Annotated in this window: 14 protein-coding genes and 1 pseudogene; 4 read left to right on the top strand and 11 right to left on the bottom strand. The window is 69.7% G+C overall.

All coding sequences use genetic code 11. The features are described from left to right. Position 1 precedes the first annotated feature (1 nt). The 7 genes and pseudogenes from CJ022_RS02480 to CJ022_RS02450 form a co-directional block, all read right to left on the bottom strand. A pseudogene (locus CJ022_RS02480) lies at positions 2 to 791 on the bottom strand (DUF58 domain-containing protein). Between the two features lie 43 nt (positions 792 to 834). Next, positions 835 to 1,827, bottom strand: a complete 993-nt coding sequence (locus CJ022_RS02475) for an AAA family ATPase (RefSeq protein ID WP_101925121.1) — start codon at positions 1,825 to 1,827, stop codon at positions 835 to 837. A 149-nt stretch (positions 1,828 to 1,976) separates the two neighbouring features. Beyond that, the gene (locus CJ022_RS02470) at positions 1,977 to 3,878 is read right to left on the bottom strand and encodes a type IV pilus secretin PilQ (RefSeq protein ID WP_101925249.1); all 1,902 of its coding nucleotides are present in this window, start codon (positions 3,876 to 3,878) and stop codon (positions 1,977 to 1,979) included. A gap of 14 nt (positions 3,879 to 3,892) precedes the next feature. Continuing rightward, on the bottom strand, positions 3,893 to 4,423 hold the full coding sequence (locus tag CJ022_RS02465) for a pilus assembly protein PilP (RefSeq protein ID WP_101925248.1): 531 nt from the start codon (positions 4,421 to 4,423) through the stop codon (positions 3,893 to 3,895). Positions 4,424 to 4,431: 8 nt separating this feature from the next. Further along, positions 4,432 to 5,118 carry a type 4a pilus biogenesis protein PilO gene (locus tag CJ022_RS02460; RefSeq protein ID WP_101925120.1) on the bottom strand — a complete coding sequence of 229 codons (687 nt, stop codon included), beginning with the start codon at positions 5,116 to 5,118 and terminating at the stop codon, positions 4,432 to 4,434. Continuing rightward, the gene (locus CJ022_RS02455) at positions 5,115 to 5,792 is read right to left on the bottom strand and encodes a PilN domain-containing protein (protein ID WP_101925119.1); all 678 of its coding nucleotides are present in this window, start codon (positions 5,790 to 5,792) and stop codon (positions 5,115 to 5,117) included. The genes CJ022_RS02460 and CJ022_RS02455 overlap by 4 nt, the downstream gene beginning before the upstream one ends. Then, a complete protein-coding gene (locus tag CJ022_RS02450; protein ID WP_101925247.1) occupies positions 5,792 to 6,850 on the bottom strand; it encodes a pilus assembly protein PilM in 1,059 nt (352 codons plus the stop codon). The genes CJ022_RS02455 and CJ022_RS02450 overlap by 1 nt, the downstream gene beginning before the upstream one ends. Positions 6,851 to 7,111: 261 nt before the next feature. Between CJ022_RS02450 and CJ022_RS02445 the strand changes: the two genes are divergently transcribed. Together CJ022_RS02445 and CJ022_RS02440 are read left to right on the top strand one after the other, a co-directional pair. Further along, a complete protein-coding gene (locus CJ022_RS02445) occupies positions 7,112 to 9,634 on the top strand; it encodes a penicillin-binding protein 1A (RefSeq protein WP_101925118.1) in 2,523 nt (840 codons plus the stop codon). Between the two features lie 77 nt (positions 9,635 to 9,711). Next, positions 9,712 to 10,389 carry a hypothetical protein gene (locus CJ022_RS02440; RefSeq protein ID WP_101925117.1) on the top strand — a complete coding sequence of 226 codons (678 nt, stop codon included), beginning with the start codon at positions 9,712 to 9,714 and terminating at the stop codon, positions 10,387 to 10,389. Between the two features lie 5 nt (positions 10,390 to 10,394). On the opposite strand, the gene CJ022_RS02435 is transcribed toward CJ022_RS02440, so the two are convergent. Together CJ022_RS02435 and clpB are read right to left on the bottom strand one after the other, a co-directional pair. Then, on the bottom strand, positions 10,395 to 10,844 hold the full coding sequence (locus CJ022_RS02435) for a hypothetical protein (RefSeq protein ID WP_143703859.1): 450 nt from the start codon (positions 10,842 to 10,844) through the stop codon (positions 10,395 to 10,397). A 272-nt stretch (positions 10,845 to 11,116) separates the two neighbouring features. Continuing rightward, complete coding sequence (clpB, locus tag CJ022_RS02430; protein ID WP_101925115.1) at positions 11,117 to 13,702, bottom strand: ATP-dependent chaperone ClpB; 2,586 nt, start codon at positions 13,700 to 13,702, stop codon at positions 11,117 to 11,119. 169 nt (positions 13,703 to 13,871) lie between these two features. Here clpB and CJ022_RS02425 point away from each other — a divergent pair, with 169 nt between their 5' ends. Then, on the top strand, positions 13,872 to 14,585 hold the full coding sequence (locus CJ022_RS02425; protein ID WP_101925114.1) for a glutathione S-transferase: 714 nt from the start codon (positions 13,872 to 13,874) through the stop codon (positions 14,583 to 14,585). 27 nt (positions 14,586 to 14,612) lie between these two features. Here CJ022_RS02425 and CJ022_RS02420 read toward each other — a convergent pair whose 3' ends face one another. Further along, positions 14,613 to 17,408 (bottom strand): PAS domain-containing protein, encoded by a 2,796-nt coding sequence (locus CJ022_RS02420; protein ID WP_233198566.1) that lies wholly within the window; start codon positions 17,406 to 17,408, stop codon positions 14,613 to 14,615. A 250-nt stretch (positions 17,409 to 17,658) separates the two neighbouring features. Continuing rightward, positions 17,659 to 18,081, bottom strand: coding sequence for a thiol-disulfide oxidoreductase DCC family protein (locus CJ022_RS02415; protein WP_199171414.1), 423 nt, complete (start codon positions 18,079 to 18,081; stop codon positions 17,659 to 17,661). A gap of 50 nt (positions 18,082 to 18,131) precedes the next feature. On the opposite strand from CJ022_RS02415, the gene otsB reads away from it, so the two are divergent. Next, complete coding sequence (gene otsB / locus CJ022_RS02410) at positions 18,132 to 18,908, top strand: trehalose-phosphatase (RefSeq protein WP_101925113.1); 777 nt, start codon at positions 18,132 to 18,134, stop codon at positions 18,906 to 18,908. Positions 18,909 to 18,912 lie beyond the last annotated feature (4 nt).

Here is an 18,912-nt window from a genome sequence, read left to right as displayed (position 1 = left end):
GTCAGCGCACCTTCGGCCGGCCGAACAACGGCAGCCAGTCGTCGCCGGGCGTGTCGGTCGACAGCATCGCGGCGCGCACCCCGCGCGCCTGCAACAACGCGAGCGCCTGCTCGACGGGCGCGCCGAACGCCTGCCGCCAACGCGCCCGCTGCACGGCGTCACCGAGACGCCGCGTCGGCCAGCACCAGCAGGCGCGAGCCCGGACGCAGCAGCCGCCTGGCGTGATCCAGTGCGACATCGAGGCCCGCATCATCGCGCGGCGGCACGGTGTACCAGCGGACCAGCGCATCGAGCACGCGCAGCGCGCCGCGCGGGCCGCTGCCGGGCGGCACCGGCGGCTCGGCGATCGTGCCGCGCAGCGCGGCGATCCGGTCGCCCTCCCCGATCGCCGACCACGCCGCGATCGCACCGGCGCGCGCCGCCTGCACCGACTTGAACCGCTGCCGCGTGCCGAAATACAGGGCCGGCGCGGTATCGGCGACGATCAGACTCAGCCGCTCGCGCTCGGCCTGGAACGTCTTGGTGTGCGCGCGTCCGGTCCGCGCGGTGACGCGCCAGTCGATGTGGCGGGCGTCGTCGCCGGCGACGTAATCGCGCGACTCGGCATATTCCATGCCGTGTCCGCGCTGCGGGGCCCGCGCCTGCTGGCGTACGCCGCCGGTCGCGCGACGCGCGCCGGAGCGACCACGCGCCAGGGCGCGCAGCCCCACCAGTTCGGCGAGCGTCGGCACGAGTCCGGATGTGGGCGCCGCGTCGTTCACCTCGACCGGCCCGCCCGCGGTGCTGGGCACGCCATGCGCATGCGAGGTCGCGACCGTCGCCACCACGCGCCACTCACGGCAGCGGCACCTCGTCGAGCAGGGACGCGACCAGACGATCGCCATCCCAGCCCTCCGCCGTGGCTTCGTAGCTGGGCAGCACGCGATGCCGCAGCACGTCGGGCGCGATCGCGCGGACGTCGTCCGGCGTCACGAAGTCGCGCCCCGCGAGCCAGGCATGCGCACGCGCGCAACGCTCCAGCGCGATCGAACCGCGCGGACTCGCGCCCCAGGCGATGCGCTTCGCCAGCGCGGCGTCGTAGCGACCGGCGTCGCGCGAGGCGAGCACCAGCTCGATCAGATAGCGCTCGACCGGCGGCGCCAGATGCACCTCGAGCACCGCGCGGCGCGCGGCGAACAGCACGTCCAGCGGCAGACGTTCGGGCACGGGCGCCTCGGCATCCAGCAACGCCAGCGCGCGATCACGCGCCAGTTTCAGGATCTGCGCCTCCGCGTCCGCCTGCGGATACCCGACCCGCACATACATCAGGAAGCGGTCGAGCTGCGCTTCGGGCAGCGGGAACGTGCCCTCCTGCTCGATCGGGTTCTGGGTCGCCATGACCAGGAACAGCTGCGGCAGGCGGTAGGTCTCGCGTCCCACCGTGACCTGGCGCTCGCCCATCGCTTCCAGCAAGGCTGACTGCACCTTGGCCGGTGCGCGATTGATCTCGTCGGCGAGCAACAGCGGATGGAAGATCGGCCCGGCCTGGAACTCGAAACGGCCGTCCTGCGGACGCCAGATCTCGGTCCCGGTCAGGTCGGCCGGCAGCAGGTCCGGCGTGAACTGCACGCGGGCGAACTCGGCGTCGAGTCGCGCCGCCAGCGCGCGGATCGCCGTGGTCTTCGCCAGGCCCGGCGCGCCTTCGACCAGAAGGTGACCGTCCGCCAGCAGGGCGACCAGCAGCCGGTCGACGAGCATCGACTGGCCGATGATTTCGGCCGACAGCGCATCGCGAAGCGCGATGAAGCGCGCGTGCAGCTCGGAGGAATGCGGCGTCTCGCGATCCATGGTGGGCCCGTCGTCGGCGCCAGTCGCGCCAGGGCCAGTTTGACCGGTCTGGCCCGGCTTGGTTCAACCGCAGGCAAATGCGGGGTGAATTCCAGAAAGTGCCAAACGAAAACGGGGCCCGCAGGCCCCGTTTCGTGACGTCGCGCCGATCAGCCGATCGGGCGCTGCGCGACCCGCATGACCTTCGGTGTGACGAAGATCAGCAACTCCGCTTTTTCCTTGGTGCGACCACGGCTCTTGAACAGATTGCCGAGGATCGGCAGGTCGCCAAGGAAAGGCACCTTCGACAGCGACGCACGATCCGTGAACTCGTAGACACCGCCGATCGCGACCGTCTGGCCATCGTCGATCAGCACCGCTGTCGTGACGCTGCGCTTGCTGATGAGCGGCACCGAACCGATCCCTTCGTACTCGATCTCACCTTCGACCTCGTCCTTCTTGATGTCCATCGCGAGGAACACGCGGCCGTCGTTGGTGATCGTCGGCGTGACCTTCAGCTCCAGCAGCACATCCTTGAATTCCACGGTCGGCACACTGTTGCTCTGACCGCCGGTCACCGTGATGTAGCCGATCTCCTGGCCCTGGCTGATCGTGGCTTCGCGCTGGTTGCTGGTGACGATGCGCGGGTTCGAGATCACCTCGCCCCGCCCTTCCTGCTGTAGCGCCGACAGTTCGACGGCCCAGTTGATGGTGTTGCCGAGAATCGTGAAGCCCAGTGCGGGCGCGCCGAGGGCCGGCAGGTTGACGTTCAGTGCCCCGGGACGGCCGAGCGTGTTGTTCTGGGTGGAGACAAAACCGCCGCCCAGATCGACACGGTCGTCGATGTTGCGGTCCGCCCGGCTGCTGACGCCGAACCGCGCGCCGAGATCCCGCGCGAACGACTCGTTGGCGATGACGATGCGCGCTTCGATGACGACCTGGTCGACCGGCTTGTCGAGCTGCGTGACCAGCTTCTCGATCTCCTCCACACGCGGCGCGATGTCGATCACCAGCAGGGTATTGGTGCGGCGATCGAAGCTCAGGCTGCCGCGCGACGACAGGAAGCCGCGATTCTGGGATGCGCCACCACCGCCACCGCCGCCGCTGCCGGTTTTGCTCTCATCGGTCAGCAACTTGGCGACATCCTCGGCGTTGCCGTAGCTGATCGGGATGTAGCGCGTGACCATTTCGGTCCGCTCTTCGATCGCGATGCGGGCATCTTCCTTGGCCTGCTCGAACGAGGCGATCTCGGTCTGCGGCGCGACCCAGATGACGTTGCCGCTGCGACGCTTGTCGAGGCCCTTGGCCTGCAAGACGATGTCGAGCGCCTGGTCCCACGGCACATTGGTCAGGCGCAGGGTGGCGCTGCCTTGCACGCTGTCGCTGGCGACGATGTTGAGGTCGGACTCGTCGGCGATCAGCTGCAGCACCGTCCGGACCGGGATGTCCTGGAAATTGAACGTAACGGGGCTGCCGGTGTAGGCACGCGCGCCCGCGATGTCCGCCGTGCCGACCTGGCCCATCGTCGCGGCTGTGGTCGTCGCACCCACGGCGCGAGCGGGTGCCGCGGCGCGCGGCACGATCTCGACGATGTAGTCGCGACCGGTCTGGTACGCCAGCGGTTCGAAATCGCCCTGGGCGCTGAGCACGACCTGCGCACCCGCGTTGCCCTGGCGGGCATCGATGCGCTGCACCGGCGTGGCGAAATCGGTCACGTTGAGCGGACGCTGCAGCGACGCGGGCAAGGTCGCACTGCCGAGATTGACGACGATGTTGCCGCCCTGCGTGCGCAGGTCGGGCGCGGCGCCGTCACCGTCGAAGCGCAGGATCAGCTTGCCGGAGCCGCCGTCGCCACGCTTGAAATCGATGTCGGTGACCGACACCGCGGGCATCGCGGCGGTCGAGCCCGCCTGCAGCATCGTGGCCGCGTAACCGGCCGACGACATCGGTGCCGGCGCCGCGTGCACGCCACTGAAGGCAGCGAACGAACCGATGGCGAGCCCGAGCAGGCTGGCCCGCATCGGGAGTTTGGTGCGGTACGGCGTCAGGCGTCGCGCGTTGCTAACGATCATCATCCTTCCCCTAATCATTTGTCTTCGAGCGCGATCGAAGCGGGCCTTTCGAGCCAGCCACCGGCACCGTCGGGAACGAGTTCCACCAACTCGATCCGGCCTTCGTTGACCGACGTGACCCGGCCATCATTCTGTCCCAGGTACTGGCCGGGCCCGACGCGATGCGTCACCTTGTCCGGCGCCAGCACCAGCGCGACCATGCGCGATCCGGTGTTGAGCGTGCCGACCATGTCGAGACTGTCGAGCGGGTACTGCTCGAGGGTCTGCTTGCGACGGTTGGAATCGGGACGCGGGCCGCTCCCGCTGTCGGCGTCGGTGAACGCGTCGCTGAAGGGGTCGCGGATTCCCTGCGCCGAATATTCGAACGTCTCGAACTGCTGCATGACCGGCAGCGGATCGAGCGGCGGCGCGGGGCGCTGGCGCACCTCGTCGACCCATTCCTCGAGATTCGGGGCATCGCCCGGTTCGCTGGTCACGCCACGGCCGCAGCCGGCGACCAGCAGGACGGACATGGCGAGCGACAGGGCGCCTGCCGTCTTGGACATCGTCGTCATCAGCGCGCGCCTCCCGTGGCATCGGCCGTCGCCGCCGCCTGTTCCTGCGCTGCGGTCTCTTCCTCGTCGAGGTAACGGTACGTCTTCACGGTGCCGACCAGCTCCAAGCTCGAGTTCGGGCCGATCGCGGCGAGCGCGTCGTCGCCGCTGCCACTGCCGCGCGGCTTCAGCGAGATGTCGTGCATCGTCATGATGACCACGCGCGGCAGCGACGCAACGCCGCTGACGAAGGCGCCGAACTGGTGATAGGTCCCGACCATGCGCAACGCGATCGGCTGCTCGGCGTAGAACTCCCGCGGGGTCTCCTCGCCAGGCTGGAACAGGTCGTTCTGGATACCCGTCGCGATCGCCGTCTGCGAGATGTCGACGATCAGGTCCGGCATCTCGGTCTTGCTGGGCAGCTGGCGCAGCATCTGCTGCAGCTGCTGCTCCATCTGCGCGAGCTGCTGCTTCAGCGGCTCCAGATTCGCGGCACGGCCCTGCTTGGTCTCGAAGTCCTGGCGCAGCGTGGCTTCCTGCGCCTCCAGGCCTTCGAGTTCGGTGCCCTTGTCGCGGGTGATCACGTACCACAGCAGGCCGAAGATCAGCGCCCCGACCAGCACGCAGAACCCGATCTTGTACTCGCGCGGCCAGCCGCCGGTGTTGTTGAAGTCGAGCTCGCGCAGCGACACCTTCTTCTTGCTCACGGCGTGGCTCCTTCAACGGTCGCGGCCGGGGTCGGCGCGGTGGCGGCGGGCGCGGCCGCATCGGCGGCGCCAGCGGCATCGTCCGGGGTCACCGGATCGGGAATGCCGTCGCCGTCCGCATCCACCGGCGCGTTCGGTGTCGCCAGCGTCACGCTGAGCTGGAACGCGTAGGGCAGTCCGACGACGCCGTCGCGCGCCTCGATGATCGACAGCCGCGGACTGGTCATCCAGCCCGAGCTCTCCAGGTTGCGCATGTAGGTACTGACGCGCGCGTTCGACTGCGAACGGCCTTCGAGCGTCAGCGTCTGCCCTTCCTGCTTCAGCGAGGTCAGCAGCACGCCGTCGGGAATCGTACGTACCAGCGAGTCGAACAGGTGCACCATCTGCGAGCGGTTGCCCTGCAGCTGTTCGATGACGCCCTTGCGTGCGAGCAGGCGCGCCTTCTGGCGGTCGAGCTCGTCGATCTCGGCGATCTGCTTGTCGACCTCGGCGATCTGCTGCGTCAGGTACGCGTTGCGTTCCTGCTGGCCGCTGATCTGGCCGTTGTAATACATGTTGACGAGGAACCACAGCACCAGCCCGGCGAGCGCCGCCAGGCCCAGCATGATTCCGAATTCCTTCTGCCGCTGCTTGCGCCGTTCGACGCGCCAGGGGAGGAGATTGATCCTTGCCATCAGTCGAAGCTCCTCAGCGCCAGGCCGCAGGCGATCATCAACGCCGGGGCGTCCTGGGCCAGCGCGTGCGCCTGGACGCGCGGCCCGAGCGTCATCTGCGCCAGCGGATTGGCCAGCACCGTCTGCACGCCGATCTGCTCTTCGACCATGTCGGCAACGCCGGGGATCGACGCGCAACCGCCGGCGAGCACGATCTGGTCGACGCGGTTGAAGTCGCTGCCGGCATAGAAGAACTGCAGCAGGCGGCTGATCTGCTGGACCATCGCCTCCTTGAACGGCTCCAGCACTTCGACCTCGTAGCTCTCCGGCAGGCCGCCCTGGCGCTTGGCCAGGCCCGCTTCCTCGTAGCTGAGGCCGTAGCGGCGCATGACCTCGTCGGTCAGCTGCTTGCCGCCGAAAACCTGCTCGCGCGAGTAGAGGCTGCGGCCATGGCGCAGGACGTTGAGCGTGGTCATCGTCGCACCGACGTCGACCAGCGCCACGACGCCGTCGACCGGCACGCTGAGGGTGCTGGCGATCAGGGCGAAGGCGTTCTCGACCGCGAAGGCCTCGACGTCGACGACCTTGGCGGTCAGGCCACCGAGCTCCAGCGCCGAGGCGCGCAGCTCCACGTTCTCCGACCGCGAGGCCGCCAGCAGCACCTGGACCATCTCGGTGTTGCCGGGCATCGCGCCGAGCACCTCGAAATCGAGGTTCACTTCCTCGATCGGGTACGGAATGTAATTGACGGCTTCGAGTTCGACCTGCGACTCCATGTCGTCCTCGTCGAGGTCGGCCGGCATCGGGATCGTCTTGGTGATGACCGCCGAGCCTGCGACCGCGGCCGCGGCGTGCCGGGCCTTGCTGCCGGAGCGGGCCACGGCGCGGCGGATCGCCTCGCCGACGGCCTCGACCTCGACGATGTTCTTCTCCACCACCGCGTTCGGCGGCAGCGGCTCGACCGCATAGTGCTCCACGCGGTACCGGTTGCCGGCACGCGAGAGCTGCAGCAGCTTGACGGCAGTCGAGCTGATATCGACGCCGATAAGCGGCACCTGGCTTTTCGTAATGAGCCCCACGGACATTCCCCATTTGCCACGGGCGCTTGCGCACGCCTCGTGTCCCGGCGCATTAGATAACGGACTTTTCACCCGAAGGCAACAGTTGTCGTACGGGGCATCGCTCCGAACTGGAGGCGCCCGCACACTTCGGACGCGGGCTGACCCGTTCCTGTGCCGCGGCAGCCGCGGTCCCGGCGGGCAGATGGGGTGCGCGGGGCCGCTCCCCTATACTGCGCGGCGATGAGAACCGACTCCAACGACGCAGGAAGGCCGCCCCGCATGTCCCGATTCCGCCGTGTGCTGCGCTGGGGCCTGATCGCCGCGCTCGTGCTCGCCATCCTGGGCGCCGTCGCCGCCGGCATTCTGTACACCGCGGTCGCGTCCAAGCTGCCCGACGTCGCCTCGCTGCGCGATGTCGAGATGCAGGAGCCGATGTACGTCTATGCGCGCGACGGCCGGCTGATCGCCCTGTTCGGCGAGACCCGGCGCTACCCTGTCGAGATCGAGAACGTCCCCGAACGCCTCAAGCAGGCCTTCATCGCGACCGAGGACGCCCGCTTCTACGAGCACGGCGGCATCGACTACCGCGGCGTCGGCCGTGCACTGTGGCTGCTGGCGACGACCAACGACAAGCGCGTCCCCGGCGGCTCGACGATCACCCAGCAGGTCGCGCGGCAGTTCTTCCTCAGCTCCGAGTACAGCTTCACGCGCAAGTTCGCCGAGATGCTGCTGGCGCGCAAGATGGAGCAGAACCTGTCGAAGGACGAGATCCTCGAGCTCTATCTCAACAAGAGTTTCTTCGGCAACCGCGCCTACGGCGTCGCCGCCGCGGCCGAGTTCTACTACGGCAAACCGCTCGATGCACTGGCGCTCGACGAGATGGCGTCGCTGGCCGCGATCCCGAAGTTCCCGTCCAGCGGCAACCCGATCAGCAATCCCGAGCGGGCCAAGGAGCGCCGTGACATCTACGTGCTCGCCCGCATGCAGGAGCTGGGCTTCATCACCGCCAGCGAGGCCGATGCCGCGCGCGCGACGGAGATGCACGCCACCCCGCACGAGCGCGAGATCGAGGTCTACGCGCCCTACATCGCCGAGATGGTCCGCCAGGAGATGCTCGCACGGTATGGCGGCGACGTCCTGACCAAGGGCTACCACGTCACCACGACCATCGACCCGACGATGCAGGCCGCCGCCGAGCTGTCGGTGCGCAGCGGCCTGGCCGCCTACGACCATCGCTACGGCTGGGTCGAGCCCGAGCAGAGTTTCGAGCTGGCCAGCGACGAGGACGCGGCCACGACCGCAGCGCGCCTGCGCGGGATTCCCGCCCAGGGCGGCCTGCTGCCGGCGATCGTCGTGCGCGCCGGCGACGGCACGGCCGACGTGGTGCTGGCGGACGGCACGACGGTGACGCTCGATGCGGCGTCGAGCCGCTGGACCGGCCGCAATCCCGGTGCGCTCCTGTCGCGTGGCCAGCTGACCCGCGTGCGTCGGGTCGAGGCGGAAGCCGGGACCACCGCCGCGACGTCCGACAGTGCGGACGCGCCGCCGCCGGCCGTGACCTGGCAGCTGGACCAGCTGCCGCGCGGCCAGGCGACCCTGGTGTCGATGGAACCGGACAACGGCGCGCTACGCGCCCTGATCGGCGGCTTCAGCTTCGCCGGCAGCAACTTCAACCGCGCGACCCAGTCGCGCCGCCAGCCCGGTTCCAGCTTCAAGCCCTTCATTTTCGCGGCCTCGTTCGAGAAAGGCTTCAACCCCGCGTCGATCGTGCTCGATGCGCCGGTGCTGTTCCGCATGCGGCGCGGCCAGGACTGGCGTCCGCAGAACTCCGACGGCAAGTTCCGCGGCCCGATGCGCCTGCGCGAAGCGCTGGTGCAATCGCGCAATCTGGTCGCCGTGCGCCTGCTCGATGCGATCGGCGTCGATTACGCGCGGCGCTACATCAGCCACTTCGGCTTCGACGAAGCGCAGCTGCCGCCGAACCTGTCGATCGCGCTGGGCACGCCGTCGCTGACGCCGCTCGACGTGACCCGCGGCTATGCGGTGTTCGCCAACGGCGGTTTCCGTATCACCCCGTGGTTCATCGACGAAGTGCGCGACCGCGAGGGCCAGCTGGTGTTCAAGGAGAACCCGGCGACCGCGTGTCGCGGCTGCGGCACCGGTGGCGCGCCGGGCCAGCCGGCGCCGCGGGCGAACGTCGTCGACGGCTTCAATCTGGGCCCGGCCGCGCCGGTCGCCGACGTCACGGAAGCGACCGCCCCCGCGCCGGAACCCGAACCGCCCGCACCGCGCGAAGACGGCGCCGCACCGGTGATGGCACCGCGCGCGATCGACGAGCGCGTCGCCTACCAGGTCGTTTCGATGATGCGCGACGTCGTCCTGCGCGGTACGGGCACCGCGGCCCGGGTGCTGGAGCGCGAGGACATCGGCGGCAAGACGGGCTCGACCAACGATTATCGCGATGCCTGGTTCTCCGGCGTCGGCGGCAATCTCGTGACCTCGGTCTGGGTGGGGCGCGACGACAACCGTTCGCTGGGTCGCCGCGAATACGGCGGGCGGGCGGCATTGCCGATCTGGATCGACTTCATGCGCATCGCGCTGCAGGACGTCCCGATCGCCGCGAACGAGCCGCCCGACGGCATGGTGCGCGTCGCGGTGACGGCGGGGGGGCGGCTGCTGCCGACCGACGCCGACGGCGGCATCATCGAGTACGTCAAGGCCGAGGATCTGGAGCGCATGGAGTCGGAAATCGACCTGCGCATCGACGACGTGCCGGCCGAGGAAGCGTTCGACATCTTCTGATCACCGGCGTGGCGGTGTCGCGTCGAGCCGTCACGCCGCGCCGGTAAGCTCGGCGACAGGCCCACAGGGGGAGCGGCATGCACCACGCCCGCCAGCACGCGGACACGCGCATCCGCGAACGTCGCCAGCGCCTCGCGACCGAGGCCGCGCGGCTGATGGCCGAGGGCGGCTTCCGCGATTTCCAGCAGGCCAAGTTGAAGGCGGCCAGCCGGCTGGGGATCCACGACGATGCCTCGTTGCCGCGCAACAGCGAGATCGAGGCCGCCCTGCGCGAATACCAGCGGCTGTTCCAGGGCGACTCGCAGCGCGCTGCGCTGCGCCTGCGCCGGGAATCGGCGCTGCAGGCGCTGGCGTTCTTCGCCCCGTTCTCGCCGCGACTCGTCGGCAGCGTCCTCGACGGCACCGCCGACGCCAATGCGCCGATCCAGTTGCAGGTGTACTCCGACGATGCGGACGCGGTCGCGCGTTTCCTCGACGATCACGACATCCCGGCAGAGCTTCGGGACCGCCAGTTGCGGCTGGATCGCGAGCGCAGCGCCGACGCGCCCGTCTGGCTGTTCAGCGCCGATGGTCTGGTGTTCGACCTGACGGTGCTGCCGCACGACGCATTGCGGCAGGCACCGCTTTCGAGCATCGATGAGAAACCGATGCGTCGCGCCTCCGCGACGCAGCTGCGCGCGCTGCTGGCGGCGCCCGACGAAGACGCCCCGGCTGCCGGATCAGGTCGACCCGCCCCCTCACCGACGGGGGCGTAACGCGCTTATTCCGGGACGACCTGCGCGCTGTTGCCGGTGCCGATGACGCGGACCCGGTGGCCGATGGCCAGGTTGCTGGCGGATGCGGTCTGGATCGCGGACTCGGTCCCGTCGTTGAAGCGGACCAGTACCAGGTACGCCGTCCCCGTGGCCTGCGCACCGCCCTGTCCCGCCGTCAGGTCCTGTCCCAGCCCGCTGCTGATCTGATATGCATCGTTGGCGAGAACTCCGTCGTTGGTCATGCGGCCGACGGCGCGACCCGCGACGCGTCCGAACGCACGTCCCAGCGCCCCGCCCCCATTGGACGCAGGCCTGGGCTGCGCGGCCACGGCCTGCTGGATCGCGGTGATCGCCGTGACCACGCCACTGCGCAGCTGCATTTCCTGCGCGTCGGCGCCGGCCGATGCCGCGGCAAACACCAACGCCATTACCCCACCCACCACGAGCTTGTTCATTGCGACGTCCTTTTCGTTGATCCGGGCGACACGGAGACACCGCCGCACAGGCGACGACGATGAGTTGCTTCCGGGACAGGGACGCCGGGCACGGCGTCACACGGTGCGGACGCCTCGACGCGTCCGCTGCAGATGGCTTCCCTGTCCTGCAAGACGTCGCGCCCGTATCCCCGCGCGACGTGAAACCACCCTAGCCATGCGACCCGGGCGGTGTCCATCGGAAACCGCCGCGTCGCCGATCGGGAATCGGACCCGACGCGGCGCTGCAGGACTCAGTCCTTGGCGAACACCAGCGCGCCGCCCGCCGCGTCGACGCGGACCGTATCGCCGCTGACGAAGACGTTCGACAGGATCTTCGAAGCCAGCGGATTCTCCAGCTGCTGCTGGATCGCGCGCTTCAGCGGGCGCGCGCCGTAGACGGGATCGAAGCCGACGTTGCCGAGCAGCGCGAACGCCTCGTCCGAGACCACGATCTTCATGCCGCGCTCGGCCAGGCGCTTCTCGAGACCCCGCATCTGGATACGTGCGATTTCGCGGATCTGGGCCTTGTCGAGCGGATGGAACACGACGATGTCGTCGAGCCGGTTGATGAACTCCGGCCGGAAATGCGCCTGCACCACCCCCATCACCGCCGCCTTCATCTGGGTGTAGGCCTCGGGCGAATCGTCGCCGTCGAGCGCCTGGATCTGGTGCGAGCCGAGGTTCGAGGTCATGACGATCACCGCATTGCGGAAATCGACCGTACGCCCTTGGCCATCGGTCAGGCGGCCGTCGTCGAGCACCTGCAGCAGGATGTTGAAGACGTCCGGATGGGCCTTCTCGACCTCGTCGAGGAGGATCACGCTGTACGGACGACGCCGCACGGCCTCGGTCAGATACCCGCCTTCCTCATAGCCCACATAGCCGGGGGGCGCGCCGATCAGGCGCGCGACCGAGTGCTTCTCCATGAACTCGCTCATGTCGATGCGCACCATCGCTTCACTGCTGTCGAACAGGAATTCGGCGAGTGCCTTGCACAGCTCGGTCTTGCCGACGCCGGTCGGGCCGAGGAACAGGAACGAGCCGGTCGGACGACCGGGATCGCTGAGCCCGGCGCGCGAACGCCGCACGGAATCCGACACGACCTTGATCGCTTCTTCCTGGCCGACGACGCGCGTGTGCAGCTGCGATTCCATCGCCAGCAGCTTCTCGCGCTCGCCTTCCAGCATCTTGCTGACCGGAATGCCGGTCCAGCGCGCGACGACCTGGGCGATCTCCTCGGCGGTGACCTTGTCCTGCAGCAGGGTGAAGCCCTGGGTCTCGGCCTCCTGCGCGGCGTGCAGCTGCTTCTCCAGCGCCGGCAGGGTGCCGTACTGGATCTCGCTCATGCGCGCGTAATCCTGGGTGCGCTGCGCGGCTTCGAGATCGAGCTTCGCGGCCTCGATCTGCTCCTTGATCTTCGTCGCGCCCTGCAGCGTCGCCTTCTCCGCCTTCCAGACTTCTTCCAGATCGTTGTAGTCGCGTTCGAGCGTCGCGATCTCGGCTTCGAGATCCGCCAGGCGCTGCTTCGACTCCGCGTCCTTCTCCTTCTTCAGCGCCTCGCGCTGGATCTTGAGCTGGATCAGCCGGCGCTCCTTGCGGTCGAGCTCCTCGGGCTTGGAGTCGATCTCCATGCGGATGCGCGACGCGGCCTCGTCCATCAGGTCGATGGCCTTGTCCGGCAACTGGCGGTCGGCGATGTAGCGGTGCGACAGCGTGGCCGCGGCGACGATCGCCGGGTCGGTGATTTCGACGCCGTGGTGCACCGCGTAGCGTTCCTTCAGCCCGCGCAGGATCGCGATCGTGTCCTCGACGCTCGGCTCGCCGACGAACACCTTCTGGAAGCGGCGCTCCAGCGCGGCGTCCTTCTCGACGTACTTGCGGTACTCGTCGAGCGTGGTCGCGCCGATGCAGTGCAATTCGCCGCGGGCGAGCGCGGGCTTGAGCATGTTGCCCGCGTCCATCGACCCTTCGGCCTTGCCGGCGCCGACCATCGTGTGCAGCTCGTCGATGAAGAGGATGATCTGGCCCTCGTTCTTCGACAGGTCGTTGAGCACCGCCTTGAGCCGCTCCTCGAATTCGCCGCGGAACTTCGCGCCGGCGATCAGCGCGCCCATGTCGAGCGACAGCACGCGCTTGCCGCGCAGGCCCTCGGGCACTTCGTTGTTGATGATGCGCTGGGCCAGGCCTTCGACGATCGCGGTCTTGCCGACGCCCGGCTCGCCGATCAGCACGGGATTGTTCTTGGTCCGGCGCTGCAGCACCTGGATCGTGCGGCGGATTTCCTCGTCGCGGCCGACCACCGGATCGAGCTTGCCGCTCTCGGCACGCGCGGTCAGATCGATCGTGTACTTCTCCAGCGCCTGGCGCGCTTCTTCGGCATTCTCGTCCTTGACGCTTTCACCGCCGCGCATCTTCTCGATCGCCGCGTCCAGACGCGTCTTCTGCGCCCCGGCCGCCTGCAATGCCTTGCCCGCATCGCCGGTGTCGTCGAGCGCGGCCAGCACGAACAGCTCGGACGCGATGAACGCGTCGCCCCTCTGCTGGGCCAGCTTGTCGGTGACGTTGAGCAGGCGCGAGAGGTCGTTGCCGATCGACAGCTGGCCGGCCTGGCCGGACACCTTCGGCAGCCGGTCCAGCGCTTCGGTCAGACGCTCGCGCAGCACCGGCACGTTGACGCCGGCCTGGGCCAGCAACGGCCGCGTGCCCCCGCCCTGCTGGTCGACGAGCGCCAGCAGCAGGTGCACCGGTTCGATCATGTTGTGGTCGCGGCCCACGGCCAGCGACTGCGCGTCGGCCAGCGCCTGCTGGAACCGCGACGTGAGCTTGTCCATCCGCATCGGGAAAATCCTCGGGAAATTGGGGGCCGGCGTCGCCGGCCATGTCTTCCAGATGCGGTCGAAGCGGTGTGTTGCAAGCGGCGCCGCCTTGACGGGATCCTGCCGTGCCCGTCACCCGTCGCTTGCACGGGCCGGCCTAGGGTGCGCCTTTCCCTTCCCGGAGTGGCACATGACCTACCAGCTGTACTACTGGACCGGCATCCAGGGGCGCGGTGAATTCGTGCGGCTGGCGCTCGAGGACGCGGGCGCCGACTACGTCGACGTGGCCCGCGAGGACGGCGACGACGTGCTGCAGCCCTTCCTCGACGGCGACCGGAACGGCGTCCGCCCCTTCGCGCCGCCGTTCCTCCAGGCCGGCGATCTGGTCCTCGCCCAGGTCGCCAACATCCTGCACTTCCTGGGCCCGGCCCTGGAGCTCGTGCCGGGCGACGAACCGGCGCGCCTGCAGGCCTTGCAGCTGCAGCTGACCATCGCCGACCTGGTGACCGAGATCCACGACAGCCACCATCCGATCGCCAGCGCCGAGTACTACGAGGACCAGAAGGACGCGGCGCGCCGGCGCGCGGCCGATCTGCGCCGGCACCGGCTGCCGAAATTCCTCGGCTATTTCGAACAGGTCGTCGCGGGCGGCGAGGGCCATGCGCTCGGCCGGCATTCGTACGTCGACCTGTCGCTGTTCCAGCTGGTGCGCGGACTCGACTATGCGTATCCGCGGGCAATGGCCGCGCTGTCACCGCAACTGCCGGCCCTGCGCGCCCTGGAGACCCGGATTGCGGCGCGCCCCAACATCGCCGCCTACCTGGCGTCGCCACGGCGACTGGCGTTCAACACCAACGGTATCTTCCGTCACTACCCGGAACTCGACGGCGACGACAGCACCTGATGCGCCGCACGCCACCCGGTAGCGCGATCAGCGCGGCTCGGCCAGCACCGCGCCGACCCGCGCTGCCAGTTCGTCGACGGTGAACGGCTTGCCAATCAGCTGGACGCTGGGATCGAGCACGCCGTCGCGGACCAGGGCATTGCGGCTGTTGCCGGTCGCGAACAGCACCTTCAGTGCCGGGCGCCGTTTCAGTGCTTCGTCGGCGAGCTGGCGGCCGTTGACGTCGGGCATCACGACATCGGTGAACAGCAGCGCGGTCTCCGGATGCGCGTCCAGCAGCGGCAGGGCGGTCGCCGCGCCATCGGCCGACAGCACCCGGTAGCCGAGCTCGGCCAACGCGTCGCCGGAGAACTGGCGCACCGCCGGATCGTCATCGACGACGAGCACCAGCTGCTGCGCGCCGCGGACCGGTGGCGCCGCTGCGGCCTCCGTTGGCGCAGGCACCTCGAGGCCGGCGGCGAGTCGTGGCAGGTAGAGCTGCACCGTCGTGCCCTGCCCTTCCACCGACTGCAGCCGCACGTGGCCGGTGGACTGGCGGACGAACCCGTAGACCTGCGACAGGCCGAGCCCGGTGCCCTTGCCGACGGTCTTGGTGGTGAAAAACGGATCGAAGGCCCGCGCCATGACGTCCGCCGACATGCCGCAGCCGGTATCGGACACCGTGATCCGCACGTACTCCCCGGCCGGCACGCCCGCCGCCGCGACAGCCTCCGGACCGATCGCGCGGTTGGCGGTCGCGATGGTCAGCCGGCCGCCGCCCGGCATCGCGTCGCGCGCATTGACCGCCAGGTTGAGGATCACGTTTTCCAGTTGGTTGGCGTCGACGTGCGTGCACCACAGCGCCGGGTCGAGCGTCGTGTCCAGGCGCACGCTGGCGCCGAGCGAATGCACTAGCAGGTCGGACATGCCGGCGACAAGCCGGTTCGCATCCACGGCGACCGGCTGCAGCGGCTGCTGCCGCGAGAATGCGAGCAGGCGCTGGGTGAGCTGGGCGGCCCGGCTGGCGCCGTCGATCGCCGTGTCGATGTAGCGCCGGGTGCGCGGATCGGCGCTGTCGCCGAGGCGCGAGGCCAGCAGGTCCAGCGGGCCGATCACCGCCGCCAGCATGTTGTTGAAGTCGTGGGCGATCCCGCCGGTCAGCTGGCCCACCGCTTCCATCTTCTGGCTCTGCCGCAGCGCGTCCTCGACCCGCGTGCGCTCCGCGACTTCGGCCAGCACGCGGCTTTCCAGCTGCTCGTTGAGTTCCTGCAGCCGCGCATCGGCGGCCTTGCGCGCGGTCACGTCGACGACCACGCCGACGACGCGCAGGCAGCGGTCGCCCTCGAACAGGCCGCGGCCCTTGGCCGCGACCCAGCGCACCACGCCGTCTTCCCGGCCGATGGTCCGGTATTCCACGTCGTAGAGCGCGCGGCGCATGGGATCGGCGGCCGCCGCGAACGCGGCGCTGGTGGCGTCGCGATCCTCGGGGTGCAGGCCCTCGTAGAAATCACGCAGCGTCACCTCGACATCGGGCGAGATGCCGAACATCGCCTTGGTGCGCGGCGGCCAGATCAGCGCGTCGTGCACCAGATCGACGTCCCAGAAGCCCATGTCGCCGGCATCGGTCGCCAGACGCAGGCGCTCCTCGCTCTGCGCCAGCGCCGCCTCGGCGGCCTTGCTGGCCGACAGGTCGAGCATCGCGCCGATCATGCGGATCGGTGCGCCGGCGGCGTCGCGCAGCACCGTGCCGCGGTCGAGCACCGATGCGTAACTGCCGTCGGCGCGACGGAAGCGGTATTCGCCGGTCCACACCGAACCCGCGCCCTCGATGACCGCGTGGATCCGGGCGTCGATCCGGCCGCGGTCGTCGGGATGGATGTGCTGGAGCCACCAGTCCGCATCGGTCTCGGTCTCGCCGTGACCGAACAGCGTGCCCAGCGCCTCGTTCCAGACGACGTGGCCGTCGGCGATGCGCCAGTCCCAGATCGCGTCGTTGGTGGCGCTCGCCGCGAGCCTGTAGCGCTCCTCGATCTCCAGATGCCGCGCTTCGGCCGCCTTGCGGTCGGTGATGTCGAGCGAGGTGCCGACGACGCCGACGACCGTGCCCGCGGCATCGCGCAGCGGCGCCTTGGTCGACAGCCACCAGGCGCGCCGTCCGTCGGGGAAATCCACTGCCTCCTCGACCTGCTCCGACCGGTCGCTGGCCATGACGCGTTCGTCGGTCGCCATCACCGCGGCGGCCTGCGCGGCATCGCCGAGCACGTCGGCGTCGGTGCGTCCGATGTAGGCCTCCGGCGGCCGGCCGATCAGCTCGCTGGTGCCGCGATTGCCGATCAGGAACCGGCCCTGCCGGTCCTTGGCGTAGACCACGCCCGGCGCCGCATCCACGAATGACTGCAGCAGGGTCTGCGCCTGGTCGCGCTCCGCTTCGATCCGTCGCCGGTCGTCGACATCGATCAGCACGCCGGCGAAGTCGACCGCATGTCCCTGCGCGTCCAGGTCGACGCGGCCGATCGCTTCGATCCAGCGATAGCGGCCGTCGGCGTCGCGGGTGCGGTACTGGTGCGCGTAGCGACCGCCGCGCTGGACCGCGTCGGCGATCGCCGCCGTCAGGCCGGGCGCATCGTCCGGGTGGACGGATGCCAGGATCCGGTCCAGCGGCAAGCCGTCCCGGGGCGCGGCGGGATCGAGGCCGAACGCGTGGGCGAGCGCTTCGTCGACCGTCACGCGGTCCTGCGCCACATCCCAGAACCACGTGCCGACGATCGCCCCGGCGGCCAGCGCCAGTTTGACGCGCTCGGTATCGCGCTCGGCGTGGGCGTCGGTCGGGGCGGGAAGGGTCAAGGCAGTCTCGCGGTGGCGACGGTTGGAGCGTCATTCTCCCAAAAGGCGCCCGGGTCCGCGATGCGACATCGGGGCCGGCGATCGCGGCCTGATCGGCCTGCGTCAGGGGCACGGCTGCCGGGCGATCCTGCCCCCTGCAAACCGGACACACGACGACCGAAACCGCACTGCCGTGGTGCGGGTCCCGTCGGCGCGTCGGGATGCGAACGCCCCCGGCATGCGACCGGCACGCGCGTGCCGGCGTGCGACGTCAGAGAAACCGGTCGCGCGCCGCAGGCGGCGGCAGCATGCAGCTCGCGCGGCGTCCGAACAGGCGATAGCGGCTGCGCGCGAGCAGGCGATAGCCCGCATCGCGCAGGCCACGCGGCAGCACGCGCAGCACGACGGCCAGGCGCCAGAGGCCACCGAGCCGGCGCAGCACCTCGATGACGCCGTCGCTGTCGTGCCAGGCCGCATCGCCGTCCACCATCAGGAACGAGACCGGATCGTCCGGATCGAGCCCGTGCGCGACCAGCAGCGCGCGCCCGGGCGCGTCCTGCATCGCGGCGAAGCGGTACTGCTGCCGGCCGTCGTGACGCAGCAGGAAGCGCACCCAGCCGTTGCACAGCACGCAGACGCCATCGAAGACGATGACGGCATGTCCGGCAGGTGGCGTGTGCAGGGCATTGGACATGGGATCGGATTCACGTCGATTTACGTCGGCCGTCGACAGGATACGTTGCAATGCACCATTCCCACGACGCATCTTCCGCCACGCCGCCGCTGTCGCCGCGCCCCGCGCCGCCCCCGCCGGCCGACGACTGGGCCCTGTTCCTCGACGTCGACGGCTGCCTGCTGGAATTCGCCGCCCGCCCCGATGCCGTCGTCGTGCCCGACGGCCTGCTCGCCACGCTGTGCGCCCAGCGCGACCGCCTCGATGGTGCCCTGGCGCTGGTCAGCGGTCGCGGCATCGCGACGCTCGACACCTTGTTCGCACCGGAGCGCTTCCTCGCGGCCGGCCTGCACGGCGTCGAACGTCGCGGCCGGCGTGGCCGGGTCGACGACGCTGCCGCGCCGGCGGCGCTCGGCACGCTGCGCGAGCAGGCCGTGCGGCTGGCGGCCGGCTACCCGGGCGCGGTCGTCGAGGACAAGGGCGCGGCGCTGGGCCTGCACTGGCGCAGCGCGCCCGCAGCCGAGACCGCGCTGCGCGCTTTCGCCGAACAGGCGTTGCCGCAGTTGCCGGGTTACCAGCTGCAGCCCGGCGACCACGTCGTCGAACTGCGTCCACACCACGCCGACAAGGGCACGGCAATCCTCGCCTTCCTCGACGAGGCCCCGTTCGCGGGTCGCCTGCCCGTGTTCGCCGGCGACGACCTCACCGACGAGCACGGCTTCGCCGCCGTCCACGCCCACGGCGGCCTGAGCATCCTCGTCGGCGACCGCGGCGGCAGCGCCGCCCGCTTCGGCCTGCGAGATCCCGCCGCGGTGCGCCGCTGGCTCGCCACTTCCCAAGGAGACTGATCCG

The organism is Luteimonas rhizosphaerae, assembly GCF_002849595.1.
Classification (GTDB): Bacteria; Pseudomonadota; Gammaproteobacteria; order Xanthomonadales; family Xanthomonadaceae; genus Luteimonas; species Luteimonas cellulosilyticus.
Note: the sequence above shows the minus strand (reverse complement) of the source record. Positions and strands in the feature narration are given on the sequence as shown.

Bases quoted from the DNA above. Each gene is read 5' to 3' on its own strand.
- CJ022_RS02475 (WP_101925121.1), bottom strand. From the start codon at position 1,827: ATGGATCGCGAGACGCCGCATTCCTCCGAGCTGCACGCGCGCTTCATC.
- CJ022_RS02445 (WP_101925118.1), top strand. From the start codon at position 7,112: ATGTCCCGATTCCGCCGTGTGCTGCGCTGGGGCCTGATCGCCGCGCTC.
- otsB (WP_101925113.1), top strand. From the start codon at position 18,132: ATGCACCATTCCCACGACGCATCTTCCGCCACGCCGCCGCTGTCGCCG.
- clpB (WP_101925115.1), bottom strand. From the start codon at position 13,702: ATGCGGATGGACAAGCTCACGTCGCGGTTCCAGCAGGCGCTGGCCGAC.
- CJ022_RS02470 (WP_101925249.1), bottom strand. From the start codon at position 3,878: ATGATCGTTAGCAACGCGCGACGCCTGACGCCGTACCGCACCAAACTC.
- CJ022_RS02435 (WP_143703859.1), bottom strand. From the start codon at position 10,844: ATGAACAAGCTCGTGGTGGGTGGGGTAATGGCGTTGGTGTTTGCCGCG.
- CJ022_RS02455 (WP_101925119.1), bottom strand. From the start codon at position 5,792: ATGGCAAGGATCAATCTCCTCCCCTGGCGCGTCGAACGGCGCAAGCAG.
- CJ022_RS02425 (WP_101925114.1), top strand. From the start codon at position 13,872: ATGACCTACCAGCTGTACTACTGGACCGGCATCCAGGGGCGCGGTGAA.
- CJ022_RS02440 (WP_101925117.1), top strand. From the start codon at position 9,712: ATGCACCACGCCCGCCAGCACGCGGACACGCGCATCCGCGAACGTCGC.
- CJ022_RS02465 (WP_101925248.1), bottom strand. From the start codon at position 4,423: ATGTCCAAGACGGCAGGCGCCCTGTCGCTCGCCATGTCCGTCCTGCTG.
- CJ022_RS02415 (WP_199171414.1), bottom strand. From the start codon at position 18,081: ATGTCCAATGCCCTGCACACGCCACCTGCCGGACATGCCGTCATCGTC.